Origin of the sequence: Corynebacterium sp. 239_CJEI (assembly GCF_001055995.1) — a bacterium.
GTDB lineage: Bacteria > Actinomycetota > Actinomycetes > Mycobacteriales > Mycobacteriaceae > Corynebacterium > Corynebacterium jeikeium_D.
On sequence record NZ_JVOW01000001.1, the window covers coordinates 44,846 to 56,128 of the forward strand.

Here is an 11,283-nt window from a genome sequence, read left to right on the forward strand (position 1 = left end):
TCTAATCCTCGTGGCCGAACGGATCCGGATCCACGCCCGGCATCCAGGTCAGGCCGCCCTCGGTCCAACCGGCGCGCTTGATTTCCTTCTTGGCCATGCGCTTCCAACGACCGGTGAGGCAATCGGTATAGAGGAACCCATCTAGATGGCCGACCTCGTGCTGCATGCAGCGAGCGAGGAAACCGGTGGCCTCGATGCGGACCTCTTCGCCGTTTTCATCCAGGCCGGTGACGACAGCCTTCTCCGCGCGGTTGGTGGGGAAGGACAGGCCGGGTACAGAGAGGCAGCCTTCGTCATCGGAACCGTCGTCATTAGGCATGGTCTTCGGGATTTCACTGGTGGTCAGCACCGGATTGATGACGCAGCCGCGGTGCCAGACGTCGTCATCATCGGGGCAGTTGTAGACGAACAGACGCTTGCCGACGCCCACCTGGTTGGCAGCCAGCCCCACACCGTGGGCGCGGTCCATGGTTTCGTACATGTCCTCGATGAGCTCACGCAGCTCGGAGATGTCCTCGGTTACCGGCTGGGTAGGAGTGTGGAGAACGGGGTCTCCGGCAATCACAATGGGACGGATAGTCATGTCGCTGATTCTACTCGGCGTCCATGTTTTCTATATCGCCTGGTGATGTCAGGGGTCTTGGAGACGTTGGGCGATGTCGGAAGTGGTATGTAGGGCTGGGCGGCTGGGCCTTACCATGTATCTTCGCTAAGTATCTGCATAGGCAGTGTTGTGCAGAATAGAAAATCAGGGCGAGTGGGAAGGAAAGCGGGGTGCGGAAAATGGTGAGCAAGAAACCCATAGGCGGCAGCCACGAACCTGAGACTGAGCTGCGGCCTGACTCATCCGAGCATCCCGGACTCGCGGGCGATACCGGCGGCATTGAGCCCATTTTGGCGCAGAAAATGCTGGATTTTGAGAAGGAATGGCTGAAAGTTGCCCGCCGTGGGCCGCGTATGGCCGGTGCGCGGCAGGAGGCAATTCGGCGTCGCTTTGCCGAGGACTTCGGCAACAACACAATCCGTTACCACCAGGTACTTTCGCGACTTCTCGATTCTCCGGCAGCCGAAGCGGCCGAACCCGTGTTGGTTCATCGGCTGCGCGCCGTGCGGGACAACCAAGACGCATAAGGTTCAAGTTTCACTTCACGGTTCGGCGGCAGAACATATAGGATGTGGGATGTGTCTGACCAACTAAACCCTCAGAATTCGCCGCGTCCGGGCCGTCATCGACTCGATGACGACTTCGACGACTTCGATGAGTACAGCGATTACGCGGAGGCTCCCGCCGCTGGCGGCGCCCATGCGTACTCCGAGCCGTCGGATGCTCAACACACAGCGCCAAAATCTGCGGCTCCCGCCGCTGGTGCAGCTGCTGCTGGTGCCACCGCCGCCTCGACCGGTGCCAGCGCTGGGGCTGCTAGCAATTCCGCAGCTGCTGATGGTGTTGATGACGGCGACATCGGCGACGGTGCCGGTGATGGCCGCTACATGCGCGTTCTCGCTATCGTGCTGCTCGCTATCGGCGTGTGCCTGGTCGCCTACGGTGCCTATGCACTCAGCACACGTGGCGACGATGCCGAGAACACCGGCCAGAATGACACCTCGGCATCCGCTCCGGTTGACTCTGGTGCGCCTGCTGACTCGGCCAACGGCAGTGATCCGGCAAAGGATGGTGCTGTTGGAGATGGTGACGGCGAGGTTCCGCCGCCGCCACCGGCAAATGAGCCAGGCAAACCGGTTCCTCCCGCTGAGAATCCGCCGGCACAGGATGAGGCCAACGAAGCGCCCCAGATTGACCGCAAGACTGTCAAGGTCAGTGTCCTGAATAACTCTGAGGTCGTGGGCCTCGCCGATGACCTGTCCAAGCAGATGGGCGAGCAGGGCTGGGGCGCCGGCGAGACCGGCAATGCTCCTGAAGAGAAGATGGGTGTGTGGGAGAAGACCACCGTCTACTTCGACCCGAGGAACGAAGAGGAAAAGGCCGCCGCTGAGCAGATCGCGCATGACAACGGTTGGGAAGCCGCACCTCGCGATGACCGCCTCCGGGACGCTCCGGCGGGAATCGTCGTGGTCGCCACTGACCCGGCTCACTAGACTCCCGGCCCACCAGGCTTTGGTCTCTCACTAAGGTTTGCGGCCTAAGTCTCAAAACCTGCCGCCGTGGTGCGAAGCCCCATAGCTTTCCAAGTCCCGCGTAAGCCACACATTTCATGGCCTACGCGGGGCTTTTGCATATTTTGCAGTCTCAAACAGATCACGGCTGAAAAAGGGGTACTAGTATTCTGCTAGTAGCCAGTGAGGTCTGTGAGGTTTTTATGTTCGCCGTAAAGCGTCGTCGTGTTGCTGTCGCCACCGCGTTGGGTTGTGCTGCAACACTGTTGGTGTCCTGCTCGGGGGTTGAATCCAGCAGCGACAAGGACGGGAACGCAGGCGCGTCGACAAGCACTGCGCCAGTGAGCGTAGATCCGGCTGCACCGAAGCTGACCGAGCGAGTCAGCGCCTATAACTTCATCCGAACAAACGACGACGGATCAATGAAAATGCTGGCAACTGTACAGGTCATGAGCGCCAAGGGATGGATGGGACTGTCCGACGAAAAAGGTCAGTTCACTACCTTGGATAAGGGCAAGTACACAGTGCAGGCGCGCGGTGCATCTGGCTGCAGTGGCATCGGCAGCCCCGCAACCGAAGGGTTGGGTGTCATCGGCGAAGTGCACGTCGATGACAAACGGAATGCAGATGTCTGGAACGTTCCGTCCAAGGTGGATGAAGACAGTTTCACCACAGTTGCGCTTGTCGATTCCAACGGTGACCTTGCCTCCTGCGCAAAAACCGTCACCTGGACGGAGCCAACTGAGGAAAACGACTCCTAGTGTGAAAAAATAGCGGTATGACTGAGCAATTTTCCGGATCGGCGCAGCCATCACTGGGAGTAGAATGGGAAGTGGCGTTCGTTGACCGACGAACGCGCGACACCGCCCCCGCTGCCGCCGAGGTGCTCGACATCATCGATGCGGAGCATCCCGGACATGGGCTCCAGCGAGAGTTCCTCGCCAACACCGTAGAGCTCGTCACCGGTGTGCACACGAACGTGCCCGATGCCGTAGCGGAGCTCCAAAGCCAGCTGGACATGGTTCTCGATGCCGCTGACCGCGTTGGGGTGGATGTGTGGTCATCGGGCTCGCATCCGTTCGCCCGCGGTACTGCTCAGCAGGTCAGCGCCAAGGGGCACTACTCCGAAATCATCAACCGCACTCAGTGGTGGGGCAACCAGATGATCATCTGGGGAGTCCACGTCCACGTTGGCATTAAGGATTCCGAACGCGTTTGGCCGATCATTCAGGCCCTGGCAACGCAGCTGCCGCACATGTTGGCGTTGTCTGCCTCCTCACCGGCCTGGAACGGCGAGGACATGGGTTACGCTTCCAACCGAAGCCTGCTCTACCAGCAGCTTCCCACCGCTGGTCAGCCGCCGGCGATTTACACGTGGTCCGAGTGGGAGTCCTACATGCACGACCAGTCCCGCTCCGGCGTCATCAACCACACCGGCTCGATGCACTTGGACATTCGCCCAGCATCAAAGTACGGCACCATTGAGATTCGTGTCGCTGACGCTACCTCTAACCTGCAGGAACTCGCCGCTATCGTGGCATTGACGCACTGTCTGACGGTTTACTACGACCGCATGTGGGAGGCTGGCGAGGAACTACCGTCGCTACAGTCCTGGCACATCGCCGAAAACAAGTGGCGCGCCGCTCGCTACGGCATGGACGCGCTGGTCATCGTCAATCGCGATACCGACGAGCGGTGGGTTCGCGACGAACTTCGTGAACTTGTGGTTCAACTCGCCCCGCTTGCCGACGAACTGGGTTGCCGAGCCGAACTGGAATTCGTCAACAACATCGTGGAAATGGGCGCGGCATATGAGCGTCAGCGCACTGTGGCGGATGCGGCCGGGGCGCTGCCTTCCATGGCTACCGAAGACGACGTACGGGCGAACGAAGAGCGCATTGGCCACACCCCGTGGCGTGCCGCCGTGGATCTTGCGGTGCAGGAACTGCGCGCCGGGCATCCGATAGCGCCTGCAGATTTCCACGAGCAAGTAGACGACTAGCCGTCGTTAAGCGGTGTGTGCCTAGACAAAAATTAGCGACTAGGCCTATAGCACTTTTGGGGTGCATAAACCTAGCCACTAACTGAAGAAAGGCGCCCCGGGCGGCCCCGGTCGAACCCGGTTCCGCTCCAGATCGGGGTCGAATCTTGACGGGGAGTGTCCTCTCGTTATTCCCGGCTGTCATCGCGGGCGAGGCTGTCCTCGTCGACGAGCCTCTCCTTGAACGCCTCGTGGCCAACGCGGTTACTGACAATTGGCGATGTACCCAGAGCAAACAGGATAATCAGGGTCAACAGAGCCAAGTCACTACTAGTAGTTGTGTGAGCTGACGCGTGCGTGGCGACGTGCAAAAGCGAACCCGACAGCGTCAGAATTAGCCCCAGCGTTTGTGGCTTGGAGGATGCATGCATGCGACTGATGGTGTCGCGGAAGCGTATTAATCCCACGGACGCTGCAACGCACAGTAGCATTCCGGTGATAATGAGTGCGATGGCGATAATGTCTGCCACGAGAATCATTTGGGCTCTCCCTTTATGGTTGTCGGAGCTGCTGTTGGCGTTGCCTTAGGCGCTGCTTTCTGTGCGGTTTTCTTTGTGGCGACCTTGCTTGCAGCTTTCCCCGTGCCCTTCCGAGCGCTCTTCGCGGGTTTCTTTCCTTCGTCTGGGACACGGAACTTGGCGACTGCCAGCGAAGACAGGAAACCGAGCAGCGCAACGATGAGCATTGGGTAGACCACCGAAGTGTCCAAGCTCCAGGCCATGAACGCAGCGAGCATGCCCTGCAACATTGCAGTCATGGACTCCAGCGCCACCAGGCGGTCCAGCGAGTTTGGTCCTGCGATCATGTGCCCGAGGGTAATCATCACCGCAATGAAATAGCCTGCGGCAGCCACTCCGAGCAGAATGTTAAAAACTTCCGGGTTCATCGGCTACTCCTTTCTCCCCTTTTTTCGCTGCTCGTTTCGCCTTGCTCGCCGCTTTTCGCACTGCTCGGCTGCTCTTCGCCAGAGCCTGGCTTAGTCGGTTGCTCATGTACATCGCGGTTCTCAAACGCGCGAATCACCCGTCGCTCGATTCGGGTCAACTGGTTGATTTGTTCAGCTACCTTGCCTGTCGACGAAGCGTCGAGAAGATGCATGGTCAGCGTCTTTTTTCGCTTATCGATGTCCACGATGATGCCGCCCGGCTGCAGATTAATTAGTGCCATTGCAGTCGTGAGCGAAATATCGTCATTGGTCCGCATGGGGACCTTGATAATGGCAGTCGGTGGCGGATTATCTCGTCGGATGGCCAGCCAGGCGACACTGATAGAGGCCTTCACGAAGTCGATTGTCCAAGAACCGAACAGTCGCACCATGCCACCGAAGTTGATGTCCAGTGCGCTGCTTGGCGGGATAGGCATGGCGAGGTTCAGCAACGTGGCTACCAGGATTCCCGAGAGCACATTGGCAAATGTCACCTCGCCCCACAGCATGACCCAAATAATCACTGTGAATAAGAAGAGCAGGATTGAAATACGTGGTGGTCGCTTTGCAGCCACCTTGGCGCGCGTTTTACTCATCAGCTTTCACCTGCTCCTTCCAGCGTGCTGGTGGCACGTTCGGTCGCCGAATCCGACTTCCATGGGCTCTTGGTGCGGCCTGGGTTTTCCAGCTGCTCCAGGCCCTTGTCATCGGCCGAGTCGATACCGAGGACCGCTGCGCGGTACTCATCAACATTCGCGACGTTGCTTGCCGCTTCGGTAGCTACATTGGACAGCGGCCCGGCCAGAACGGTAACCCCCACAGAGGCAATCACCAGCAGGGCCGTCGGCATCACCATGCCGAGTGGCATCTTGCCGACGTCGTCACGCTCTGCGATAGCAACCATCTGAGTCCTTTCCCGGAGCGCGGCTGGCTGCGCAAGCACGGTGTCGCCCTCGGGGGCGTCGGAACGGTCGCGCCAGAAGGCCTTCGACCAGACGAGAATCATGGTGTAGAGGGTCAGCAGGCTGGTGATGATAGATCCCGCAACCAGAATCCATGCGGTGGCGGATCCGTTCTGTGCGCCGGCCTCAATGAGCATGACCTTGCCCAGGAAGCCTGAGAACGGTGGGATACCACCGAGGTTGAGCGCGGGCACGAGGTATAGCAACGCCAGCAGCGGCGACGTCTTGGCCAGGCTACCGAGGCTGCGCAGGGAGGACGAGCCCGCCTGGCGCTCGATAAGCCCGACCACCAGGAACAATGCCGTCTGCACCAGAATGTGGTGGACGATGTAGAAAATCGCGCCACTGAGCCCCAGCGTATTGCCGACGGCAATGCCGAAGATCATGTATCCGATGTGGGATACCAGCGTAAATGACAAGAGACGTTTGATGTCATTTTGGGCCATGGCACCGAGAATGCCCATGAGCATTGTCGCTAGGCCGGCCCACATCAGGACGTCGTCAAGCCTGCCGTCTGGGAAAACGACACTGCGCGTGCGGATGATCGCGTAGACACCCACCTTCGTCAGCAGCCCCGCGAAGACCGCGGTAACCATCGACGGTGCGGTGGGGTAGGAGTCTGGCAACCACGCCGACAGCGGGAACACCGCCGCCTTCACCGCGAAGGCGACGAGCAGCACTGCGAAGATCGCGGTGCGGGTGCCATCGGGGATGTCCTCCATGCGCAGGGAAATGTGTGCGAAGTTCACCGTGCCGACCGCTTGATAAACCAGGCCAATCGCCAGCAGGAACACCATCGAGGACAGCATGTTGACCATCACATACGACACGCCTGCGCGCGTGCGTGACGACGATGCCCCCAGCGTGAGCAGCACGTAGGAGGCTACGAGCAGAACCTCGAAACCGACATACATATTGAACAGGTCGCCAGCCAAGAAGGCCATTGAGACGCCCATGTTGAGCAGCATGTACGTCGGAACGAAGACGGAGATCGGCTCATCTTCGTCACCATCGCTAATACCCTGACCGATGCCGAACCACATCACGGCAAAGAGGACCAGCTGAGAGACGGTAATCATCAACACTGCGAGGTTGTCGGCTACGAGCGTGATGCCGATTGGTGCGTCCCAGCCGCCCACCTGGACAGTGTGGACGCCGTGCGCGTAGATGAGATACACCAAGGCGCTGGCGACTCCCAGCAGACTGCCGAGCGAAAACAGCGCGATCGCCTGCTGTGCTTTGGGGAAACGCGCCAGCAGCAGTGCAATCGCGGCGGTGGCGGCGGGGACGATGATAGGCAGCGGAATTAGTGCCAGAATTAGTTGCTCAGTCGTCATCGTCGTCACCTCCCGGGGAGTTTGATGGCGGGGTCACGGGCTTTTCGAAACTGGCCGGACCGAAGCTATCGCCGGCCTCTGTGGGGCGACCGGTGGTGGGGTCGTCGGATTTGTCGTGATCCGGAGCAGCTGATGGGTCGCTGGCCCGACGCATTGCCAGGCTGCGGTCCTCGTGGTCATCTTGCACGTGATCGCCGATGCGGTAGCGGTGCTGGCGATAGAGCAGAGCCAACAGGAATGCGGTCATGCCCATGGAAATAACAATCGCGGTGAGGATGAAGGCCTGAGGCAGCGAGTCGGCCTGGGCATCGCTGACTAGCGATTCTCTATCCCAAATCGGTGGCTGCCCCGGGGAACCGGAACCAAGCAGGATGAGCAGGTTGATACCGTTGCCCATCAGCAACAGTCCCATGAGCATCCTTGTCAACGAACGATCGAGGAACAGGTACACCCCTGTAGCAATCAGCGTGCCGACAGTAGCTAGCAGAACAAAATTGAGAATCACGGGTGTGTGTCCTTTCCTTCGGTCCTAGCTGGGGCTGTCGTTTCTGAGGCCTCTGAGGTGGCTGTGTTGGCAGAGCCTGCGGGTTTAGTGCCGGCAGGTTTAACGCTTGCGGGGTTAGCGCCTGTGGACTTAACACCTGCGGGCTTAGCCGCCGCCAACTTGCTGCGCAGCTGGCGGGACTGGCCGAGTGCGGCTCGATTCACACGACGTGAACGATCACGCTCAGCGCGAAGGTTTATCTGAGCATCGATGCCACCGCCCAAACTGCGCAGGATGTAGACAATCGTGCTAACCACAATCATGTACACACCCAGATCAAAGAGCATCGGGGAGACAACAGTGACATCGCCGACCAGCGGAATTTCCCGCGAGCCATACGTAGAAGTTAGCGGTGCCCACCCCACAAACAGTGGCCACAACGCGCTGAGTGCCGACACCAGCAAACCGCCGCCGAGAAGTATCTCGTTAGGAATCGGCAGAGTTGCCGCCAACTCACGACGACCACCGATGAGATAACGCATGGTCAGTGCCAGCGCAGCCACGAGACCACCGGCGAAGCCACCGCCGACATCGTTATGGCCGGCAAAAAAGAGATAGAAGGAAACCACCATCATGGCGGGGAAGAGCACGCGCGATGCCACCAGCACCATGATCGGGTAGCGCAACCGCTCGGCTTCACCGGACTCATCGAGAGTGTTCAACCAACGGTTGGTGCGGCGAGCTCGATTCCGCTGCGGCTTAATCTTTGAACGCATATGCATGGTATGCGTGCGGAAGACCAGTGAGGTAATCCCCAGAGCCACCATCACCAGCACGGTGATTTCACCGAAGGTGTCCCAGGCGCGGATGTCGACAAGCAGTACGTTGACTGCATTCTGGCCGTGTCCAATATCGTGCGCCAGCGGCGGAATGTCGCCCGAGATTGGCTCAGTACGACGGGAGCCCATGGCGTAGGCGGCCAACACGGGAACCGTGACACCGACTGCAATGGCCAACCAAGCACGGTGTCGTGTCCACCTCGGGTTCGATGCCGGCGCCCGCGGGGAGAGCGTACGCAACACCAACACGAAAATAATCATTGAGACCGTCTCAACCAGCAGCTGCGTCAGAGCCAAGTCAGGAGCGCCGTACATGGCGAAAATAATGGCCAAGCCGTAGCCGGTCACGCCTACCAGGATGACTCCGGAAAGCCTGTTCTTCTGCCGGGTAGCGGCCAGCGCCGCGATAATCATGATGAGCGCAACTGCACCCTGCGGAGCTGAGTCCCACAGTTCCATTCGCAGCTCATCGCGCTCGCCGAGCAACAACGCGCCGATGGACAGCACGATGAGGGTCAGCAGAATGACCGCTTCATTCAACGGGAGGGAACCACGCTGGGTCGCGGCAGTGACACGGAGAGAAAGACGGCGGGCCAAGTCCAGGATTCCGTCGTAAAGCGCATCCGCACTACCGAGAGCCGGTTGATCAAACTGCAGCTGACGCACCAGATTACGCTGCCAATGCATGATGGCACCCGCGAGCAGAATTGTGGCCGTCAGCGCCAGCGGAAGGGTGAATCCGTGCCAGAGAGCCAGGTGCGATTCTGCTTCCGTATTCGGGAATGCGCTGGTGAGGTAAGGCGAGATAATCGAGTCAAGGACGCGCGGAACCAGGCCGAAAACCAAACCTGCCAGCGCGAGCAGCCAAGCCGGGCCAATCTGATCCCATGTCGGGGAATCCATCTCGGCGACGACGGGGGAAGTGCCACCACCGCTAGCGTGCGTGTCGGCCTTAGTCGCAAACGCGGCTCGCAGCAGGTACAGCGAGTACGCCACGGTAAGAATCGACCCTACGACCAGGCCAATCGTGGTAAACACCGACGGCATACCATGCAGTGGTTCAGCATTGAGCGTGGCCTCCAGCGCCGCTTCCTTCGCGACAAAGCCGAAGAACGGCGGCACACCCATCATCGAGGCGGCCGCGAGAACCGAAATCACCAGCAACTGCGGCGACTTTCTACCGAGCCCAGAAAGCTCACGGATATCGCGCGTACCAGTCAGCCTGTCAATTGTGCCCGCGACCATAAACAGCGTGGCCTTGAACATGGCGTGGCCGAGAGTCAGCGCCAGGGCTGCCAGCATCGTCGCACGCGTGCCTATCGACGCGACTGTGATGATGAATCCCAACTGGCTGACAGTGCCATACGCCATAATCAGCTTGAGATCCTTCTGGCGCAGGGCCATCCAGCCGGCCATGATCATGGTCAAGAGGCCGAGCGGGATGATGATTGGCTGCCACGCGTTGGTGTCATTGAAGGTCGGCGCGAGCCGGGCAACCAGGAACACACCGGCTTTGACCATCGCTGCCGAATGCAGGAAGGAAGAAACCGGGGTAGGGGCGGCCATTGCACCGGGTAGCCAGAAGTGGAAGGGCGCGATAGCGGACTTCGACAGCGCACCAACGACCAGCAGGATTGCGGCCGTGGATACTGCCGTGGAGTCCAGCTGTGCCGCTGTCAGAGCGCCAGGCGCGGTGAGTTCGGAGAAGTTCCAGAAACCGGTGGTCACTCCCATCAGAACGATACCGACCAGCATGATGAGGCCACCCAGCGTCGTGACCAGGAGCGCCTGGCCTGCTGCGCGACGGGAGGAGGCGCGCTCGGCGTAGTAGCCCACCAGGAGGAAGGACAGAACCGAGGTAATTTCCCAGAAGACGAACATCAGCATGATGCTGTCGCTGATGACCAGGCCGTACATCGCCGCAGCGAAGGCGATCATTTGGGCTGCGAAGGAACCTACGCGGCGACGTTTGCCGAGTGGCGGGTTGATGAAGTAACCGGAGCAGTACACCAGTACGAGAAAGCCGATGGTCAAAACCAGCGTGCCGAAGAGCGATTCAATAGGACCTAATCGCAGGTTTACATCCAAGTGGATAATGGGCATCCACGAAAAATGCGTGACGGCGGGTTGCGTGAGTGCGGAAGTTTCCCCGTTGCCATTGTCTAGAGCTAAGCGAACGAGATGGGTGCCGGTGTAGATGGCACCGCCTGCCAGCGGGAGGCTGAGTACGAGGAACCCGCGGGTTCCGAGCCACTTAATCGTCCATGGTGCAAGCGCTGCCGTAACGAACAGGATGCACAGGAGAGAAGTCACTATTCCATAATGATTGGAACACGCCAGTTCATGCAACCCCGTTTTAGGGACTTAAGCATTTGAAGCGGTGTTAACCGAGTGTGTGAAAACGGTCAATTGTTTCTGGGAAAGTGAAAATTTGGGGGTGAGTTGTGGGGGGGGGGCGGAAGTTGGGCATTTTTTGGGGCTTGAGCGGCTGACTGCTCAAGCCCCAAATCAGTGCCATTACTGCCCGTTACCTTGTGAGTGTCCCCGATAATGGGGATAGTCGCTGGTCCGGTATGGCTT

General features: G+C 59.5%; 11 protein-coding genes. 4 read left to right on the top strand and 7 right to left on the bottom strand.

The genetic code is table 11. The features are described 5' to 3' along the window. Position 1 precedes the first annotated feature (1 nt). Positions 2 to 583: a peptide deformylase gene (locus tag ADB08_RS00195; protein ID WP_049169904.1), complete on the bottom strand. Its 582-nt coding sequence runs from the start codon at positions 581 to 583 to the stop codon at positions 2 to 4. A gap of 200 nt (positions 584 to 783) precedes the next feature. Here ADB08_RS00195 and ADB08_RS00200 point away from each other — a divergent pair, with 200 nt between their 5' ends. From ADB08_RS00200 to ADB08_RS00215, 4 genes are all read left to right on the top strand, one after another. Next, positions 784 to 1,131, top strand: coding sequence for a DUF3263 domain-containing protein (locus tag ADB08_RS00200; protein ID WP_016421513.1), 348 nt, complete (start codon positions 784 to 786; stop codon positions 1,129 to 1,131). 42 nt (positions 1,132 to 1,173) lie between these two features. Further along, positions 1,174 to 2,097 (top strand): LytR C-terminal domain-containing protein, encoded by a 924-nt coding sequence (locus ADB08_RS00205; protein WP_222865186.1) that lies wholly within the window; start codon positions 1,174 to 1,176, stop codon positions 2,095 to 2,097. A 221-nt stretch (positions 2,098 to 2,318) separates the two neighbouring features. Continuing rightward, positions 2,319 to 2,876, top strand: coding sequence for a hypothetical protein (locus tag ADB08_RS00210; RefSeq protein ID WP_049169906.1), 558 nt, complete (start codon positions 2,319 to 2,321; stop codon positions 2,874 to 2,876). 17 nt (positions 2,877 to 2,893) lie between these two features. Next, positions 2,894 to 4,117: a glutamate--cysteine ligase gene (locus tag ADB08_RS00215; protein WP_049169908.1), complete on the top strand. Its 1,224-nt coding sequence runs from the start codon at positions 2,894 to 2,896 to the stop codon at positions 4,115 to 4,117. Positions 4,118 to 4,284: 167 nt separating this feature from the next. Here the strand turns inward: ADB08_RS00215 and ADB08_RS00220 are convergent, their stop codons facing one another. From ADB08_RS00220 to ADB08_RS00245, 6 genes are read right to left on the bottom strand one after another with little or no spacing between them, the layout of a single operon-like run. After that, positions 4,285 to 4,635, bottom strand: coding sequence for a monovalent cation/H(+) antiporter subunit G (locus ADB08_RS00220; protein ID WP_038626688.1), 351 nt, complete (start codon positions 4,633 to 4,635; stop codon positions 4,285 to 4,287). Then, positions 4,632 to 5,042, bottom strand: a complete 411-nt coding sequence (locus tag ADB08_RS00225; RefSeq protein ID WP_049169910.1) for a monovalent cation/H+ antiporter complex subunit F — start codon at positions 5,040 to 5,042, stop codon at positions 4,632 to 4,634. The genes ADB08_RS00220 and ADB08_RS00225 overlap by 4 nt, the downstream gene beginning before the upstream one ends. Further along, positions 5,039 to 5,677: a Na+/H+ antiporter subunit E gene (locus ADB08_RS00230; RefSeq protein ID WP_049169912.1), complete on the bottom strand. Its 639-nt coding sequence runs from the start codon at positions 5,675 to 5,677 to the stop codon at positions 5,039 to 5,041. The genes ADB08_RS00225 and ADB08_RS00230 overlap by 4 nt, the downstream gene beginning before the upstream one ends. Further along, positions 5,677 to 7,380, bottom strand: a complete 1,704-nt coding sequence (locus tag ADB08_RS00235) for a Na+/H+ antiporter subunit D (protein ID WP_049169914.1) — start codon at positions 7,378 to 7,380, stop codon at positions 5,677 to 5,679. The genes ADB08_RS00230 and ADB08_RS00235 overlap by 1 nt, the downstream gene beginning before the upstream one ends. Continuing rightward, entirely contained in the window at positions 7,370 to 7,885 is a 516-nt protein-coding gene (locus ADB08_RS00240; protein ID WP_038626682.1) for a Na(+)/H(+) antiporter subunit C, read from the bottom strand. The genes ADB08_RS00235 and ADB08_RS00240 overlap by 11 nt, the downstream gene beginning before the upstream one ends. After that, positions 7,882 to 11,019, bottom strand: a complete 3,138-nt coding sequence (locus ADB08_RS00245) for a Na+/H+ antiporter subunit A (RefSeq protein WP_049169918.1) — start codon at positions 11,017 to 11,019, stop codon at positions 7,882 to 7,884. Before ADB08_RS00245 ends, ADB08_RS00240 begins: the two co-directional genes overlap by 4 nt. Between the last annotated feature and the right edge of the window lie 264 nt (positions 11,020 to 11,283).